We start from the raw sequence: 17,255 nt of genomic DNA, 5'->3' as shown, positions 1-17,255 counted from the left end.
TGGTCTCTGACGTAAGAGACAGCCAGATATTGCCAGGCATGTCGTTACAGAAATAGCGCCAGCAATCTTTCGGTAAAAATTACCTGGGCACCTCATCCAAAAACATTAATAACACCATTCACATCAAGAGTGACGCTCTGCCTTGCATATAAATTGCCAGGCAGTTGAATTTATCACAATTGCGCGCACTGTCAAGCCAATTTAGAAAAAAAATAGTATCAAGTCCTTATCGATTTAAAATCACAGCCACAATGACCAATATCTTCTCCATGAATGATTTAGATCTTCGGCTCTTAAATTTTCACCCACCGCATTCATCTAAATGTTGATGGTGCCTGCGCCCATCTTTTGCGCTTGAAAGGCCATCCGATGTGAGGACGGTGCCGCACCAGATTTACTTACTTCGCTTTCCCCGCCTCCCTCACCGCCTCATCCGGCAAGGCAAACGCCACCAGGCTATCACCCATCTTCGTGCCCAGCGAACCGTGGCCACCGGCCATCACCACCACATATTGCTTGCCCGTCTTGTCGGAGACATAGCTCATCGGTGTGGCCTGGCCGCCGGCAGGCAGGCGGGCTTTCCACACGGTCTTGCCGTTGCGCACGTCGTAGCCGCGGATGTAATAGTCGAGCGTGCTGCTGAGGAAAGCCACGCCGCCGCCCGTGGTGCTGATGCCGCCCAGGCTGGGCACGCCCAGCGGCAAGGCGATGGGGACTGGGGCGCTGTCGCGCGTGGTGCCGTTCTTGTGCATCCACACTTTCTTCATGGTGCGCAGGTCGACGGCGGCGATGTAGCCCCACGGCGGCGCCTGGCATGGGAAGCCCAGCGGCGATAGGAAAGGCTTGATTTCCACGGCAAACGGCACGCCCGTCTGCGGCTGCAAGCCCATTTCGGAACCCGTGCCGCCCTTCGCGTTCGCTTGGGCGCGCGGCACCAGGCGTTCCAGGAATCCCATGTAGTCCGGGTTCACCAGCAGTAACTGACGCACGGGATCGACGGCCGCCCCGCCCCATTCGAAGATGCCGAGCGGGCCCGGCGAGATGATGGCGCCCTTGATCTTGCCTTCGGCCACCGTTTGCGGCGTGAACGGCCCTTCGTAGCGGTGCTGGCGGAAGATGATGCGGCACGCCAGCTGGTCGAACGGCGTCGTGCCCCACATATCCGTTTCGCTGATGTGTTTCTCGGGCAGGAAGGTCAAGGCCGAGAACGGCTGCGTGGGCGAGAGGCGGTCGCCAGGGGCGGCGTTGGCCGTCGGCACGGGTTTTTCCGGCGCCGGCACCACCAGGCTGCCGTCGCGCCGGTCGATCACGTAAATGTCGCCCCGCTTGGTCGTGGCCACCACGGAAGGCACTTTTCCTTTCGGCGTGTCGATATCGACCAGGGTGGGCTGGCCACCGATGTCCATGTCCCAGATATCGTGGTGCACGGTCTGGTAGACCCAGCGTACTTTACCGGTCGCCAGGTCCAGCGCGACGATGGCGCTGTTGTACTTTTCGCCGTTCGGATTGCGGTTGCCGCCCCACGTGTCGGGCGTTTCGTTGCCCATCGGGATGTACACCATGCCCAGCTTTTCATCCACGCTGGACACGCCCCAGGAATTGGGCGAGTTGTTGGTGTAGGTCTTGCCGTCGGCAATCGGCGCCGTGTCGTCCGGGTTCGACGCATCCCAGTTCCACATCAGCTTGCCGGTCACGGGATCGTAGCCGCGGATCACGCCCGACGGTTCTTCCGTGGAAAAATTGTCGGTCACGCTGGCGGCCATCACCACCACGTTCTGCGCCACGGCCGGCGGCGACGTCGGCATCAAGAAGCCCCGCTTCTTCATGCCCATGCCGTGGTACAGGCCGATCACGCCGTTTTCGCCAAAGCTCTTGCACGACTCGCCCGTATCGGCGTTCACGGCGATCAGGGTGGCGTCCATGGTGGGCGCGAAGATGCGGCGCGGACACTCCATGCCGGCCGCCTCGGGCGCCGGATCGCCCTTGGCGCGACCCGCGTTGACGTCCCAGTAGGCCACGCCGCGGCAGATCATGTGCTGGTAGCTGGACGCGTCGCGGTTGATCTTCGGATCGTGGCGCCAGAGCTCCTTGCCCGTGTCCGGGTCCAGCGCGATGACGATGTTGTGCGGCGTGCACAGGTACAGCATGCCGTTCACTTTCAGCGGCGTGACTTCATTGGCGATCTCGCCCGGGTCGTTCGGCCCCTTGAAGTCGCCCGTGTGGTACACCCACGCCTGTTTCAGCTGCGCGGCGTTGGCCGGCGTGATCTGCGCGGCTGGCGCGTAGCGGTCGCCATAGCCGGAGCGGCCATACGCGGCCCAGTCGTTGGGCGCCACGCCAGGAGCAAAATCACCTTGCGGCGCGGCCGCCATGTTTTCGGCCGGCACCTCGCCATGCAGGGTGTAATAATCCTGGAACAGCGAGAACACGCCCACGGCGGCGGTGGCCACGACGGCGGCGAGCAAGGCGCTCTTGCCGGCGTCGCGCGGCTTCGCCCCGGCCGTCAAGCGCGGAGCGAGGCGGCGGTCGACGAAGGGCAGCAACAGCCAGACGGCGGCGGCGAACCAGATATCGAGGCGCGGCAGCAATTGCCACCAATCGAATTTCACTTCGATCACGGACCAGATCAGGGTGGCGAACAAGAGCAAGGCCAGGAAAGGCTGGGCGCTGCGTCGTCCTTGCCACACGAGCGCGCCGGCGATGAGCATGCCGATGCCGGCCACGACGTAATACCAGGAGCCGCCGAGGCTGACGAGCCAGGCGCCGCCGGCGGCAAGCGCCAGGCCCAGCAAGATAAAGATGGCTGCGGTGATGACAAGCAAGGGTCCAGGCCGGGCAGAGGCAGTCATGATGCTCCTTTACAAGAGTCAGTCGGCGGCACGCGCCTGCGCACCGTATTTATTGATGCAAATCAAAGAAATTGCATTTTTTCACTAATTGACAAAGCGTGCCACACGCGAGACCGAATATCTGTGCGTTGTTGCTTTTCATCACTTCCTCCTCGTTTCACCGGGTCCTTCATCCTGCCACTGCAACAAAAACACAAACCAAACAAATAAATCACAAATATCTCGAATAAATCAAATTTTTGCCGTAAAATGAAAATCACGCAATCCGGTAAACGATTTTCCTGATTTTCAACTTCAAGTGGAGCGGCTCCCGTCATGACCATCGCCAAACGCCTGTATGCATTGATTCTCGCCGTCGTCCTGGGGCTGGCCGCTCTGGCCGGCTTTGGCATCTATGAAATGAACCGCGTCTACACGGCAGCCAGCTATGCCTCCGTCAACACCGTTCCCAGCCTGCTGACCTTGAACCAGGCTTTCGTGCCGTTCACGCAAATGCGCACGGCCGTCTGGCAGCACATAGGCAACAAGGATGCCGCCGCACGCGACAAGCTGGAAGCGGGCATCGTGGAAGCGCGCGCGGCGGTGGGCAAGGCGCTCGAGCAGTATGAGAAGGAAAATCTTTCCGATGAGCAAGACCGCGCACTGCTGGCCGCGGACCGCGCCGTGCTGCTGCGCTACGACGCCGTGCGCGACAAGGTGCTGGCGCTGTCGACGGCGGGTGAGCCCGATGCGGCACGCGACTTGCTGATGCAGAGCCAGCCCATCATCAAGGAGCTGGTCGACGCCCTCGCCGCGCACCACCGCTACAACGAAAGCCTGGCCACCAGGGGCGCGGCCGACGGCGCCGCAGCAGCCGCCAGCGCGCGCTGGATTTCCATCGGCATGGCCCTGGCCGTGACGGTGCTGGTAGCCGGCATGGGCCTGCTGCTGGCGCGGCGCATCGCCGCCTCGCTGGCCAGCGCCATCGACGTGGCCCGCACCATCGCGGGCGGCGACCTCAGCGCACAGGTCAAGGCCACGTCGAACGACGAGGTGGGCCAGTTGATGACGGCCATGGCCGAGATGAGCGAGAGCCTGATGCGCATCGTGGCCGAAGTGCGCTCCGGCACGGAGACCATCAGCACGGCGTCAAGCGAAATCGCCTCGGGCAACCTAGACCTGTCGGCGCGCACGGAACAGCAGGCCGGCTCGCTGGAAGAGACAGCCTCGGCCATGGAAGAGCTGACGGCCACCGTGCGGCAAAATGCCGACAACGCCCGCCAGGCCCAGCAAATGGCCATCGGCGCCTCGGACAAGGCGGTGCGTGGCGGCGCGGTGATGGGCGACGTGATCCGCACCATGGAGGCGATCGACGGCTCATCCAACAAGATCGCCGACATCATCGGCGTCATCGACGGCATCGCCTTCCAGACCAATATCCTGGCCCTGAATGCGGCCGTGGAAGCGGCCCGCGCCGGGGAACAGGGGCGCGGCTTTGCCGTCGTGGCCACCGAAGTGCGCAGCCTGGCGCACCGTTCGGCGGCGGCAGCCAAGGAAATCAAGGTATTGATCGACGACTCCGTGCAACAGGTGGAACAAGGTGGCAAGCTGGTCCGGCAGGCCGGCGCGGCCATGACGGAAGTGGTCGACACGGTGCGCAGCGTCACCGACATCGTCAGCGAAATCTCGGCCGCCAGCGTGGAGCAAAGCACGGGCATCGAGGAAATCAACCGCGCCATCACGCAGATGGATGAAGTCACGCAGCAGAATGCGGCCCTGGTCGAAGAAGCGGCGGCGGCATCGCAATCGCTGCAGGAGCAGGCGGCCAAGCTGGCCGGCGTGGTGGGCACCTTCAAGCTGGCGCACGGGCAAGCCGGCGCGGCACCGCGCGCACCTGCCGCACAGCGGCCCGCGCAGCACAAGGCCACGCTCAAGCTGGTCGCCACGCGCCCCGCAGGCCATGCCAGGAAGACGGCGCCGGCCAGCGCCGATGCCGGCGACTGGGAAGTATTTTAGGCCCGCCATCACGCAGGATCACTCGCATAGACCGCACTGGAGCACCGCCATGAACGCCTTCCTCGCCGCCCCCTCCCTCCTTCGCTGCGACGACCTCGCACTGATGCGGCCGACGCTGGCCCTGGCAGGACTGCTGCTGTTGCTGGCCGCCCTGCTGTGGCGCCGTATCCGCCGCGCGCCAGCCGACTGCACGGCGCCGGCCGACCTGCATGCGCTGCTGCAACTGCGCAGGGCCGGCCAGCCGGCCAAGGCGGCGGAAACGGCGGAGGCGGCGCCACAGCCAGCGTCCGCGGCGCCGGACACGCCATCGTTCGAGCCGGCCCGCCTGGACGCCATGTTCGGCTACGACCGGCGCCTGCAGGGTGAAATTCTGGCCCTGTTCGTGGCCGAGACGCGCGACCGCCTGGCCGGCATCGCCCATGCGCTGCGCTGCGAGCGGCCCGCCGCGGCCCGCGTGCTGGCGCAGGAAATTCTCGACGGCAGCCACGCCATGGGCCTGCTCCCCTTGCAGGCCCTGGCGCGCCAGGCCGTGCATGCGGGTTTTGCGAACGATATCGGCGCGCTGCGCCGCCTGCATGCCGACATGCTGGTGTCGCTCGACATCCTGTCGCAAGCGGTCACGGCACTGCAAACGGGCGCGGCGCAAGCGGATGACTGCAGCGGCGTCGGAAGCCGGCCATGAGCACCCACATCGACCTGGCGCGCCTGCTCGGCGGCGCCATCCTGCCTTCGCCCGTCTGGCGTCGCCACTGGCTGGCGAGCTTGTGCCAGCAACAATTGCCGCTCGATGAGCTGGCAGAACAACTGGGCGGCGATCCTGCCCTGAGCGGCACGGTCATCGGCCTGGCGAATGCCGGCGTGCCGCCGGGCGAGCGCAAGCATGCGGCGGTCAACGCCGCGATGCTGGCGGTCATCGGCTTGCCCGCCCTGCGCCAGGCATTCGCCGCCCCCGCCGCGCCGACGGCCGCGTGCGAGCACTTCGACGCGCAGCGCTTCTGGTCGCACTCGCTGGCCATGGCGTGCGCCGCCCGCGTGGCAGGCGACGCGCTGCAGCTGGCGCCGGCCGACGAGCTGTACAGTTGCGGCTTGCTGGCCAACTGCGGCCAGCTGGCCCTGGCCACCTTGCATCCGCAGGAATACGGTCAATTGCTGGGCCAACACGGCGATGCCGCCAGGCCCCGCCTGCTGTGCGAGGAATCGCAGCGCTTCGGCCACCACCAGTTGGCGCTGTCGGCCACGCTGATGCGGGGCTGGGGCATGCCGGACATCCTGTGCGACGCCGTACTGTGCCATGCCGCGCCGCCCGGTTTCGGACGGGCCGGGCGCATGACGGACCTGGCCTGGCTGCTGAAACTGGCTGGCAGCTTCGCCGACCTGATACTGCGCAACGGCGCGGGAGCGCGCGGGCCGGCCCTGGCCGCCGCGCGGGTACTGGGCCTGGACGGGGAGCACATGGAAACCCTGCTACGCCACAGCAACGCCGAGTGGAGCGAGTGGCGCGAGAACCTGGAACCGCAGGCCCATATCGTCCCCTGCCGCACGCGCAGCGGCACCCGGCGGCGCCAGCCAGGTTTTTAGTGAATTCATCTAATTTGTTGAAATTGATTTTTTGAACATAATTGCGTATCATTCCATTCAACTCTATCCACGACCAGACAGCCCATCATGCACACTGCCGACGTTTGCACTACCCAAAAGGCCGCCGAAATCCTCGGCATCTCGGTCACATCGGTGCAGCAACTGGTCGAGGCAGGCGTGATCGAAGCCTGGAAGACCAAGGGCGGCCACCGGCGCATTCCCCTCGCGGCCGTCGAGGCCTACAAGGGCAATCCCGGCCAGCCGGGCCAGGACCAGCGCGCGGCACGGGCCAGCCGCCCCGCCCCATCGGGCCGCCCGCCCTCGATCCTGGTCATCGAAGACAATCCGATCGAACGGGCGCTGTATGAAAAGCAGATCGGCTCGTGGGGCTTGCAGGCGGACTTGCGCTTTTGCGAGAACGGCTACCAGGCACTGATCGAGATCGCCCGCGACCAGCCCGACATCCTGCTGGCCGACATCGTGATGGAGGGCATCGACGGCTACGAAGTGATACGCACCATCCTGGCCGACCCGCTGCTGGCGGACATGCACATCGCCATGCTGTCGAGCCTGACGCCGGAGGAACTGGAAGAACGGGGCGGCGTGCCGCCCGGCGTCGTGTTCTTTGCCAAGCCCGTCAATTACGACGAGCTGCGCGGCTACCTGCGCGCCTGCTGCGCCGGCCATGCGCGGCGCAACAGCCTGGCCGCCTGACCCGCCGCCGCTTTTCCCTCGCCCCGGAGCCGCCATGCCAGCCTATCGCCACATCGATCCTGCCGTGCTGTTCCAGGCCACCGGCCACGATCTGGAGATGTTCCGCGCCCTGTCGCAGACCTACCTGGACACGGCGCCGGCCATGTTTGCGCGCGTCGAGCAGGCCGTGCGCGGCGGCGCGGCGCCAGCCATCGTGCAAAGCTGCCATACCTTGCGCGGCACCGCAGCCCTGCTGGGCGCCGGCGCCCTGGTGGCGCGCCTGGCGGCACTCGAGCAACTGGTGCGCCACCAGGGCGTGGCGGCGTCGGACTGGCTCGATGAAACGGCGGCGCTGGTCGCCGAAGTGGAGCGGGAGGTACGCCGCAGCATGCTTGACTACACGGGCGCGCAGGCATGAGCGCGCGCCAGGCCGCCCTGCGCCTGGTGCACCGCTATCGGCCGCGCACCACGGCGGCCGTGGTGGGCCTGGTGCTGGTGGGCCTGCTGGCGCTGCGCATCGTCGTCTCCGGCGTGCTGCTGCACCGCGAAGCCGTCGATGACTGGAAACAGGACCTGTCCAACCTGTCGCTGCTGCTGGCGGAGAACACGGCGCAAAGCATGACGGCGGCCCGCCTGGTGCTCGACAGCGTCAGCAACGACATCCAGGCCGCCGCCCCGGCGGACGCGCAAGCGCTGGCCGCCGCCGTCGGCACCCCGGCCATGCATCAGTTGCTGCGGCACAAGATCGGCGGCGTGCCGCAAGTCGACGTGGTGTCCATCGTCGGCGCCGACGGCGCCGTGCTGGCCTTCAGCCGCGCCTTTCCCGCCCCGCCCATCCGGCTCGACGAGCGCGACTACTTCGATTATCACCGCCGCCATCCGGACGGCGGCATGCATGTCAGCGCCCCCGTGCAAAACAAGGGCAATGGCGCCTGGACCTTCTACCTCAGCCGGCGCATCGACGCCCCCGACGGCCGCTTCCTGGGCGTGGTGCTGGTCGGCCTGTCGTGCGACTTCTTCAGCAAATTCTTCCAGAGCACCAGCATCGGCGAACACACGGCCTTTTCCCTGTACCGCAGCGATTACACGCTGCTGGCGCGCTGGCCGGCCGTGCCGGCCATGATGGGCAAGCGCAACCTGACGGGCAGCACCTACCGCTTGCTGGAACAGGGCAAGACCGATGGCGTGCTGCAGGTGGACACGCCGCGCGCGGCCGAGCAGGGCCGCGCGGTCGACCGCCTGGCCGGCATACGGCTGGTGCGCGACTACCCGCTGGCCATCAACGTGACCGTGACGGACGAGGTCTACCTGGCCGGCTGGCGCCGCATGTTGCGCACCATGGGCGGCGCGGCCGTCGTCAGCCTGCTGGTGCTGGCCGGGGCCATCGCGCTGATCATGGCCCTGCTGCGGCGCCAGGAGCGCGACGCGGTGGCGGCGCTGGCGCTGCAGGCGCGCGCGGAAGCGGCGAATGCGGCCAAGTCGCGCTTCCTGGCCGTCATGAGCCACGAGATCCGCACGCCGATGGCAGGCATCGCCGGCATGGCCGAACTGTTGCGGGACACCCGGCTCGACGCGGCGCAGCGGGAGCATGCCGAGCGCATCAGCGACGGCGTGCAGCACCTGATGCGCATCCTGAACGACATCCTCGACCTGTCCAGGATCGAGGCAGGCCAGATGCGCATCGAGCTGCGCGACTTCGATCCGCGCCTGCTGCTCGACGACGTGCTGGCGCTGCACCGGGCGCCAGCGGACCGCAAGGGCTTGCAGCTGACGGCCGAGGTCGCCCCCGGCATGCCGCGGCAAATCTGCTCGGACCGCACGCGCCTCGCGCAAATCCTCGGCAATCTGCTCAGCAATGCCATCAAGTTCACCCCGTCCGGCAGCGTCACCGTGCGCCTGCACCTGGCGCCGGCCACGCCGGACGGCGCCAGCGCCTGCCTCGTCGCCATGGTCAGCGACCAGGGCATCGGCATGAACGAACAACAGCTGGGCCGCATCTTCGCGCCGTTTTGCCAGGCCGACGACAGCATCAGCGGCGCCTATGGCGGCACGGGACTGGGCCTGGCCATCTGCAAGCACCTGGTGGCGCTGCTGGACGGCGAGATTTTCTGCAACAGCACGCCCGGCGACGGCAGCCGCTTCACCGTGCGCATTCCCTGCCAGGCGGGCCAGGCGCCGGTCGCCGCGGAGCCGGCACCAGAACCGGCTGCCGAATCGTCCCCGGCCTCCCCGCCCGCGCCCGCATCCGGGCCGGGCGCGCGCATCCTGCTGGTCGAGGACACGGCGCTGAACCGCCAGCTGGTGTGCCTGCAGCTGGGCGGCCGCGGCTACAGCATCGACACGGCCGAGAACGGCGCGCTGGGTCTGCAAGCCCTGGCCGCGCAGCAATACGACCTGGTGCTGATGGATTGCATGATGCCCGTCATGGACGGCTACCAGGCTTGCCAGGCCCTGCGCGCCCGTGAAGCGGCCAGCGGTGCGGCGCGCCTGCCCGTCATCGCCCTGACGGCCGGCGTCACCGAGGACGACCGGCAGCGCTGCGTGGCGGCCGGCATGGACGATTACCTGTCCAAGCCGTTCACGGCCGCCCAGCTGCGCGCGATCGTGGAGCGCTGGCTGGCGCACCAGGCGGCAATGCGCTAGCCGCCCGTGCCGGCTTCAATACAACACTTTTCCGCGTAAATTCGATTTATTCGATAAAATCAATTATATTCGCTATAATTGATAAATCACCGTGCCGGTGACGCCGGGCATCCGTGCATCACGGCGGACCTGGAAGACTTGCGGAGGCAGCATGCGGCAGCACACGGACGGGAAGGCCCGGGCCTGGGGGCGATGGGAGCGATGGGATACGCGCACCCTGCTGTCGCTCTTCATGGCCATCCTGCTGGCGGGACTGTGGGGCATCACCGTGCTGCAACTGCGGCACGCGCATGACGCGGCCATCGCCGGCGCCGGGCGCGATGCGCACCGCATGGCGCGCGTCTTCGACGAGCATGCGATCCGCACGATCGAGGCAGCGGACCAGGCGGCCACCTACCTGCGCAGCCGCTACCAGGCGCTGGGCGACCGCCTCGACATCGTGGCGGACCTGCGGCAAGGCCTCAATCCCGGCCCCCTGTACAACCTGTTTACCATCGTCGACGAACAGGGCGACACGGTGTTGTCGAGCCGCCCCTTCAAACCGACCAAGCTGGCCGACCGCGAGCACATCCGGGTACACATGCAGCACGACAGCGGCGAACTGTACATCAGCAAGCCGGTGCTGGGACGGGTATCGAAAAAATGGTCGATCCAGCTGACGCGCCGCATCAACCATGCCGATGGCAGCTTCAAGGGCGTGGTGGTGGTCTCGATGGACCCGTATTACTTTACGCGCCTGTACGACGAAGTCGACCTGGGCGGCAACAGTTCCATGGCGCTCGTCGGCAGCGATGGCGTGGTGCGCGCGCGCCGGATCGGCACCGTCAACTCCATCGGCCAGGATATCGGCGGCAGCAAGGTGTTTGCCTTGATGCGTGGAAAAACGCGGGGCAACTTCACCGAACGCAGCCCCGTCGATGGCACGCTGCGCTTGTATGCGTTCGAAAAGCTGGCCGGCTATCCGCTCTACATGCTGGTCGGCCTGGAGCGCGATACCGTCCTGGCTGAATACTTCTCGCGCCGCAACCAGGCCTTGCTGATGGCGGCCATCACGAGTGCGCTGATCGTGCTGTCGTGGGCCGCGCTGTTGCTGCTGATCGGCCGCCTGGTCGACAGCCGGGCCAGGGCCATCGCCGCCAGCGAGGCCAAGTCGCGCTTCCTGTCGAACATGTCGCATGAATTGCGCACGCCGCTCAACGGCATCCTGGGTTTTTCCGAACTGCTGCTGGAGCGGCTGCGCGAGCCGGAACTGGCCGCCTACGCGCAAACGATACAGGGCAGCGGCCGACAGTTGCTGTCCATGGTCGAGGCGGCGATGGAATTGAGCGCGCTCGAGAACGGCCAGATAAGGCTAGAATCCGCCGCTGCGCCATTGGACCTGCTGCTGGAACTGGCCCTGGCGCCGCACCGGCCGCGCGCGGCGCACAAGGGCTTGCTGCTGGCGGCGCAAGTCGCGCCCGCCACGCCGCCGAGCATCGATTGCGACCGCGTCCGTCTGGTGCGCGTGCTCGACATCCTGCTCGACAACGCCATCCGCTACACGGCCGCGGGGCGCATCGACGTGCACGTCACGCACGGCGGCGCCGACCTGCAGATCGAGGTGCGCGATACGGGCATCGGCATCGCGCAGGCGCGGCAGGACGACATCTTCGACAAATTCTCGCAGGCGGACGACTCGCCGAGCCGCGCCCATGACGGCGCCGGCATGGGCCTGGCCATCGCGCGCCAGCTCGTCACCCTGATGGGCGGGCGCATCGGCGTGACCTCCGCGCCGGGCCATGGCACCGTCTTCCGCCTGCTCCTGCCACTTGGGGGCAAATTGACCACACTATCACATGCATAGTCGTGCACAAAAGTTGTTCTCCGCGCGTATCGGGTATAGCATCGGCACATGACCTACCAAACAGATGCGGTGGCCGTGCGCAGACGATTGATCGAGTGGCTGTTTTTGCTCCTGGGGCTGCTCATCGTGGCTGGCGCCCTCGCCTACGCGCACCTGGCGGAAGCCGCGCGGCACGACGCGGCCGAGCGTGAACGCTTGAGCGTGCTGACGGCGCTGCTGGCAAAAAATATCGAGGTGGACCTGGCGGCGACCAACCTGGTACTCGGCGGCGTGATCAGCGACTATCTGGCCGCCGGCGCCACTGCGAACTCCGGGCAGGCCCTGCCCCGGCGCCTGGCAGCGCTGGTCGACGCCATGCCGGGCGTGCGCACCATGCTGGTCATCGATGCCAGCGGCAAGCCGGTCGCCACCAGCATCCCGGAACTGGCCAAGCAGGATGTTTCGCACCGCAGCTACTTCCAGACGGCGCGCGACGCCCCGGATGCGCGCATGCTGTATATCTCAGCGCCTTTCCGGTCCTTCAAGGGGGATCTGGTCATCACGGCCTCGCGCATGGTGCAGGACCGGCAAGGCCGCTTTGCCGGTGTGGTGGTGGCCACCTTCGATCCCGAATACTTCACGGCCAAATTCCGCACCGCCATGTATACCGCCGATGTGTGGGCCGTCCTCGTGCATGGCGACGGCCGGCAATTCCTGAACTATCCGCTCAAGAGCGCCAATGGCGGCAATCTGGACGTGCCCGGCAGCTTCCTGCGGCGCTTCCGCGACAGCGGCTATCAGGCAGGCGTGCTGAGCGGTGTCGAGATTGCCGATGCCAGCGGCACCGCCGCCCCCCGCGTCATGGCCATGGCAAGGATTGCCCCCGCCGCGCTGCACATGGACCGCGCCCTGATCATCGGCCTGAGCAGAGAAGAGGCGGCCATCGCCGCCCCGCTGCGGCAGCAGGCGCTGGGCTACCTGGTCGGCTTCGCCATCCTGGCGCTGGCCGGCGCCAGCCTGCTGTTCTGGAGCCAGCGGCGGCGCCGTCAGCAAGCCGCCTGGCATGCGGAGCAGGAAAGGGAACGCCAGGCCATGCAAGCCGTGTCCGACAGCGAGACGCGCTTTCGCACCTTGATCGAGGATGCGCCCGTGGCCATCGCCATCCTGCGCCACGGCCGTTTCATTTACTCGAATCCCCGCTACCGCAGGCTGCACGGCTACACGGCGCAAGACAATCTGAATGGCCTGCCCTGGTCCGCCATGATTTCGGCGCAATCGCAGGCGGCGCTGGCCGCCAACGAAGCGCTGATCGAGGCGGACTCTCCCAGCGAACAGGTGTTCGAGGCCGTCGGCCTGGACAAACAGGGCCTTCCCGTGCCCACCCTCAAGACCAGCACGCGCGTGACGCTCAAGGATGGACCGGCCACCTTGATTTTTGCCCAGGATATCTCCGCGCAAAAGCAGGCCGAAGCGGCGATGCTGCTGGCACGCGATGCGGCCGAAGCGGCCAACCGCAGCAAGGCCGAATTCCTCGCCAACATGAGCCATGAAATCCGCTCGCCGCTCAACGCCATCCTCGGCATGGCCTGGCTGCTGGAACGCAGCAGCCAGGATGAGGACGCAGTACTGATGACGCGCAAGATCCGCGCGGCCGGCCAGTCCTTGCTGGGCATTATCAACGACGTGCTGGACGTCTCGAAAATCGAGGCGGGCCACATGACCATCGAGCAGGCGCCGTTCCGCCTGGCCGAGGTGGTCGAGAAGATCGCCGCCAGCATGGGCGTTGCCGTGCATGACAAACCCATCGCCGTGCAGATCGGTCCGCTGCCCGACGGCGTGGACCACGTGCTGGGCGACGCGCTGCGGCTGGAACAGGTGCTGATCAACCTGACCAGCAATGCCATCAAGTTCACGCAGCAAGGCACGGTCGAGCTGTTGACCACGCTGGAGAGCCGCGACGGCGACGCCGCGGTGCTGAGTTTTTGCGTGCGCGACACGGGCATCGGCATCGCCCCCGACGTGCAGGAGGCGATCTTTTCCGCCTTTTCCCAGGCCGACAGCTCCACCACGCGCCGCTTCGGCGGCACGGGCCTGGGCCTGACCATCTGCCGCCAGCTGGTGCGCCTGATGGGCGGTTCGCTGCACCTGAAAAGCGGGCTGGGCCAGGGCAGCGCCTTCAGTTTCACGCTGCCGCTGCAACTGATGGCCGCCAGTACCCTGTCCTCGCCCGACATGAAAAACCTGCCTGTCTTGCTGGCCGATGCCAACGCCGACACGCGCAGCGCCGTTGCCGCCGTGGCGCAAAGCCTGGGCTGGAGCGTGCATGCCGTCGCTGGCGGCCAGGCGGCGCTCGAGCATGCGCTGGCCTGCGCCGAGGGTGCGCGCCCCGGCGTGGTGGTGCTGGCTGCGAACCTGCCGGACCTGGACGGCGACGCCACGGCGCGCGCGCTGCGCGAGCACCTGCCGCCGCAGGACTGCCCTGTCGTCATCCTGGCGGCCAGCGGCGCGCCGGCCACGGCGCCGTCGCGGCGGTGCAACGATCCGGCCCATGCCGCCGACGCCATCCTCAATGAACCGGTGACCGCTTCCAGCCTGTACAACGCGACGATGGAAGCGCGCCAGCAGCGCGCCAGGGCCGCCGGCCTCGACGCCGACCATGTTCCGCTGGAAGAGCGCCAGCTGGCCGGCGTGCGCGTGCTGGTGGTCGACGACAGCGAGATCAACCGCGACGTGGTCAGGCATATCCTGTGCGACCAGGGGGCGCTGCCCTCGTTCGCCTGCGATGGCCAGCAAGCGCTCGACTGGCTGCTGGCCCATCCCGCCGACGTCGACATCGTGCTGATGGATGTGCAGATGCCCGTCATGGATGGCTTGCAGGCGACGCGCGCGCTGCGCCAGTTGCCGCAGTTTCAGGACCTGCCCGTGGTGGCGCTGACGGCCGGCGCCTTCCAGACGCAGCGCACGGCGGCGCTGGAGGCGGGCGTGAACCATTTCATCAGCAAGCCGTTCGACGTGCCGCAGACCATCGCCCTGATCGCGCGCGCGCACCGGCGTCATGCGCAAGGATTGCCGGCCCTGCCGCCCGTCATGGCCGCAGCGACGATGGCCGTGCCGCCGAACGGCGCGGCGCCCGCGATCGACCTGGCGCGGGGCATGGCGCAGTGGCTCGATGAAACGCCCTACCGCCAGCACCTGTCGCGCTTTGGCGTCACCTACGGCAATACGGTCGGCGCCATGCGCGCCCTGCTAGCGGCCAATGCGCGCGGCGACGCCGCCGCACTGGCGCACAAGCTGGCCGGCGTGGCCGGCAGCCTGGCCCTGCCCGCCACCTTGCATGCGGCCCAGCACGCCGAACAGCTGCTGCACGCCGGCGACGATGCGTCCGCCGCGCTCGACACGCTGGAACAGGCGCTGGCGCGCGCCATCGACGCCGTCGCCGCCTTCACGGCGCAGACGCCGCCGCCCGGCGAGGCGGCCGTAGCAGAAACGCAACATGGCGGGGCATGCCAGTGATAAAATTGGCAATACAAGAATGCGGGAGACGACATGATCTGGTTGAGGGATTTGCTGCTGAGAGCCTTGATGCTGGGCCTGCTGCTATTCGTCGTGGGCGAATCGCTGTCGTACTGGACGCCGGAAATCCGGAAACTGCTGGCCTGGCGTCCTTTCTGACGGTAGTCTAGCCTTCGCGGCCGTCCACCCTGGCGCGCCACAGGTAGGGCACATACACGCACGCATACAGGCCAAAGGCCAGCGACCAGCAGGCGCCCGCCGCCAGCAGCAGCGGCATCGCCAGCGAAACGGGGCCGACGGCGGCCAGCAGGCGCGCCAGCGCGCCCAGCTGGATCAGCCAGTACATCGCCGCTTCCGCCCTGCCCCCCTTCAGCGCCCGCCCCGTGTGGCCCAGGGTGGTGCGCGTCATCATGCCGATGATCAGGCCCGCCATCGACCCCACCGTCAGCGCGTGCAGCGCGGCGCTGGCCGGCAGCAGGCCCAGGCTGGCCAGCGCCAGCAGCGCGAAGCCGATGCCGATCCACGCGTACGACAGGTGCAAGATCCACAGCAGCGGCACGCGCAGCGTGCGCTGCGGCTGCCAGGCCAGCAGGTTGGCCAGCGAGACGCCGCTTGCCACGAGCGCCAGCGGCGCCGTCAGCCAGGCTGGCGCGCCGCTCAGCCACGCCACGGCCGCCGCCGCCATGCAGGCCACGGCGATCAAGGCCCGCCGCGGGTTGGCCACCGGCGTGCTGCCAGGCGCGCCATTGCGGGTAAACATGGGGATCACGCGCGCGCCGATCACCGATTCGATCAGCACGATGATGAAGATGGCCGCCTGCACCGGCAGGAACAGCGACAGCGACAACCAGCCCAGCACGGCCGCGTGGAACAGGCCATTGGCCAGCGCCAGCAGGGCCAGCAAGCCGACCAGGAACAGGTTGCGCGTATTGCCCGAGCGGCGCAGCACCCGATACAGGGGCCAGGCGGCCAGCGGCAGGAACAGCCAGTCGACCAGGGCCGCCAGCAGGCCGGGGCCGCACAGCATGGCCACGCGCCCCGCCAGCCAAAGCGCCACCAGCACCATCAGCCGCGCGCCGTGCGGCGTGGGCAAGCCCGTCCAGTTGCGCCCCGCCGTGTACAGGAAACCCACGACGACGGCCAGCGCGAAGCCGAACACCATTTCATGCATATGCCAGCCCAGCCCCACGCGCAAGCCGCCCGCCAGCACGCCGAAGTAGCTGGCCAGCCACAGGGGAATGCTGATGGCCGCGAACACGGCCGCCAGCAGGTAGAACGGGCGGAACCCCAGTTGCCAGACGGCGTGGCGGGCATGCCAGGGCGCCGCACCGGTGGCGGCGGGGGAAGGAGACGGTTCGCTGATCGGGGTGATGGCCATGGTGGACTCGCGATAAAGATATATTCAATATACTACTTTAAAAGCGCAGCAACCGCCATCGGCAAAAGGATGAGGCGGCTAGCCCGCAGTGACTAGCCGCCAGCGCAGGCTACTTGCCCTGGCGGTGTTCGACCGCGTACACGGCCGCCTGCACCCGGCTGGTGAGGTTGAGTTTTTTCAGCACGTTCTGCACGTGGATCTTGACCGTGCTTTCGGCCAGGTCGAGGGTGCGGGCGATGCCCTTGTTGCTCTCGCCGCGCGACAGGCAATCGATGATTTCCTTTTCGCGCGGGGTCAGTTTATCCAGTTCCGACACGGGCTCCTCGCGCCGCGTGCCCGCCTGCAGCTGCGCCACCAGCTTGCCCGTCATCGCTTCGGCGATGACGACCTCGCCGGCGGCCGCGCGGCGGATGGCGCGCACCAGGTAGTCGGCGTCGATGTTCTTGATCAGGTAGCCGCAGGCGCCCGCGCGCAGGGCCGTCGCCAGGTCTTCCGCGTCCTCCGACACGGTCAGCATGACGATGGCCGTATCGGGACAGTCGTGCTGCATCAGCTGCAGCGCTTCCACGCCGGACATGCCGGCCATGTTCAGGTCCAGCAGCACCACGTCGGGCTGCAGCTGGATGGCGCGCTTGATGCCTTCCACGCCATCGGCCGCCTCGCCCACGACGGAGAAATCCGTGTGGCGCTGCAGCAGCGAGCGTATGCCGCTGCGGAACAGCGCGTGGTCATCCACCAGCATGACGGTGATCGGTTTATCGGGTGTCTCCATGTTTTTGTACTT

Annotated in this window: 13 protein-coding genes; 9 read left to right on the top strand and 4 right to left on the bottom strand. The window is 67.1% G+C overall.

Annotated features, from left to right (window positions below):
• Positions 1-398 precede the first annotated feature (398 nt).
• Both J0O65_RS21205 and J0O65_RS21200 read right to left on the bottom strand, forming a co-directional pair.
• The gene (locus J0O65_RS21205; protein WP_215409179.1) at positions 399-2,849 is read right to left on the bottom strand and encodes a membrane-bound PQQ-dependent dehydrogenase, glucose/quinate/shikimate family; all 2,451 of its coding nucleotides are present in this window, start codon (positions 2,847-2,849) and stop codon (positions 399-401) included.
• Between the two features lie 62 nt (positions 2,850-2,911).
• Positions 2,912-3,166: a hypothetical protein gene (locus J0O65_RS21200; protein ID WP_215409178.1), complete on the bottom strand. Its 255-nt coding sequence runs from the start codon at positions 3,164-3,166 to the stop codon at positions 2,912-2,914.
• Here J0O65_RS21200 and J0O65_RS28165 point away from each other — a divergent pair.
• The 9 genes from J0O65_RS28165 to J0O65_RS28160 all read left to right on the top strand — a co-directional run bounded on the left by J0O65_RS28165 (position 3,165) and on the right by J0O65_RS28160 (position 15,252).
• Complete coding sequence (locus J0O65_RS28165; RefSeq protein WP_215409177.1) at positions 3,165-4,844, top strand: methyl-accepting chemotaxis protein; 1,680 nt, start codon at positions 3,165-3,167, stop codon at positions 4,842-4,844. The genes J0O65_RS21200 and J0O65_RS28165 overlap by 2 nt on opposite strands.
• A 49-nt stretch (positions 4,845-4,893) precedes the next feature.
• Positions 4,894-5,526: a hypothetical protein gene (locus tag J0O65_RS21190; RefSeq protein ID WP_215409176.1), complete on the top strand. Its 633-nt coding sequence runs from the start codon at positions 4,894-4,896 to the stop codon at positions 5,524-5,526.
• Positions 5,523-6,422 carry an HDOD domain-containing protein gene (locus J0O65_RS21185; protein ID WP_215409175.1) on the top strand — a complete coding sequence of 300 codons (900 nt, stop codon included), beginning with the start codon at positions 5,523-5,525 and terminating at the stop codon, positions 6,420-6,422. Before J0O65_RS21190 ends, J0O65_RS21185 begins: the two co-directional genes overlap by 4 nt.
• A gap of 87 nt (positions 6,423-6,509) precedes the next feature.
• A complete protein-coding gene (locus tag J0O65_RS21180; protein WP_215409174.1) occupies positions 6,510-7,136 on the top strand; it encodes a response regulator in 627 nt (208 codons plus the stop codon).
• Between the two features lie 34 nt (positions 7,137-7,170).
• The gene (locus J0O65_RS21175) at positions 7,171-7,533 is read left to right on the top strand and encodes an Hpt domain-containing protein (RefSeq protein WP_215409173.1); all 363 of its coding nucleotides are present in this window, start codon (positions 7,171-7,173) and stop codon (positions 7,531-7,533) included.
• Positions 7,530-9,758 (top strand): hybrid sensor histidine kinase/response regulator, encoded by a 2,229-nt coding sequence (locus J0O65_RS21170; protein ID WP_215409172.1) that lies wholly within the window; start codon positions 7,530-7,532, stop codon positions 9,756-9,758. The genes J0O65_RS21175 and J0O65_RS21170 overlap by 4 nt, the downstream gene beginning before the upstream one ends.
• Positions 9,759-9,909: 151 nt before the next feature.
• A complete protein-coding gene (locus J0O65_RS21165; RefSeq protein ID WP_215409171.1) occupies positions 9,910-11,601 on the top strand; it encodes a sensor histidine kinase in 1,692 nt (563 codons plus the stop codon).
• A gap of 48 nt (positions 11,602-11,649) precedes the next feature.
• The gene (locus J0O65_RS21160; RefSeq protein ID WP_215409170.1) at positions 11,650-15,093 is read left to right on the top strand and encodes a response regulator; all 3,444 of its coding nucleotides are present in this window, start codon (positions 11,650-11,652) and stop codon (positions 15,091-15,093) included.
• A 33-nt stretch (positions 15,094-15,126) separates the two neighbouring features.
• Positions 15,127-15,252, top strand: coding sequence for a hypothetical protein (locus tag J0O65_RS28160; protein WP_285896810.1), 126 nt, complete (start codon positions 15,127-15,129; stop codon positions 15,250-15,252).
• 7 nt (positions 15,253-15,259) lie between these two features.
• Here J0O65_RS28160 and J0O65_RS21155 read toward each other — a convergent pair whose 3' ends face one another.
• Both J0O65_RS21155 and J0O65_RS21150 read right to left on the bottom strand, forming a co-directional pair.
• Positions 15,260-16,471, bottom strand: coding sequence for an NnrS family protein (locus tag J0O65_RS21155; protein WP_215409169.1), 1,212 nt, complete (start codon positions 16,469-16,471; stop codon positions 15,260-15,262).
• 109 nt (positions 16,472-16,580) lie between these two features.
• The gene (locus tag J0O65_RS21150; protein ID WP_034781594.1) at positions 16,581-17,243 is read right to left on the bottom strand and encodes a response regulator; all 663 of its coding nucleotides are present in this window, start codon (positions 17,241-17,243) and stop codon (positions 16,581-16,583) included.
• Positions 17,244-17,255 lie beyond the last annotated feature (12 nt).

Source organism: Janthinobacterium sp. JC611 (assembly GCF_018682595.1).
Classification (GTDB): Bacteria; Pseudomonadota; Gammaproteobacteria; order Burkholderiales; family Burkholderiaceae_D; genus Janthinobacterium.
Note: the sequence above shows the minus strand (reverse complement) of the source record. Positions and strands in the feature narration are given on the sequence as shown.

Bases quoted from the DNA above. Each gene is read 5' to 3' on its own strand.
- J0O65_RS21205 (WP_215409179.1), bottom strand. From the start codon at position 2,849: ATGACTGCCTCTGCCCGGCCTGGACCCTTGCTTGTCATCACCGCAGCC.
- J0O65_RS28165 (WP_215409177.1), top strand. From the start codon at position 3,165: ATGACCATCGCCAAACGCCTGTATGCATTGATTCTCGCCGTCGTCCTG.
- J0O65_RS21200 (WP_215409178.1), bottom strand. From the start codon at position 3,166: ATGACGGGAGCCGCTCCACTTGAAGTTGAAAATCAGGAAAATCGTTTA.
- J0O65_RS21190 (WP_215409176.1), top strand. From the start codon at position 4,894: ATGAACGCCTTCCTCGCCGCCCCCTCCCTCCTTCGCTGCGACGACCTC.
- J0O65_RS21185 (WP_215409175.1), top strand. From the start codon at position 5,523: ATGAGCACCCACATCGACCTGGCGCGCCTGCTCGGCGGCGCCATCCTG.
- J0O65_RS21180 (WP_215409174.1), top strand. From the start codon at position 6,510: ATGCACACTGCCGACGTTTGCACTACCCAAAAGGCCGCCGAAATCCTC.
- J0O65_RS21175 (WP_215409173.1), top strand. From the start codon at position 7,171: ATGCCAGCCTATCGCCACATCGATCCTGCCGTGCTGTTCCAGGCCACC.
- J0O65_RS21170 (WP_215409172.1), top strand. From the start codon at position 7,530: ATGAGCGCGCGCCAGGCCGCCCTGCGCCTGGTGCACCGCTATCGGCCG.
- J0O65_RS21165 (WP_215409171.1), top strand. From the start codon at position 9,910: ATGCGGCAGCACACGGACGGGAAGGCCCGGGCCTGGGGGCGATGGGAG.
- J0O65_RS21160 (WP_215409170.1), top strand. From the start codon at position 11,650: ATGACCTACCAAACAGATGCGGTGGCCGTGCGCAGACGATTGATCGAG.
- J0O65_RS28160 (WP_285896810.1), top strand. From the start codon at position 15,127: ATGATCTGGTTGAGGGATTTGCTGCTGAGAGCCTTGATGCTGGGCCTG.
- J0O65_RS21155 (WP_215409169.1), bottom strand. From the start codon at position 16,471: ATGGCCATCACCCCGATCAGCGAACCGTCTCCTTCCCCCGCCGCCACC.
- J0O65_RS21150 (WP_034781594.1), bottom strand. From the start codon at position 17,243: ATGGAGACACCCGATAAACCGATCACCGTCATGCTGGTGGATGACCAC.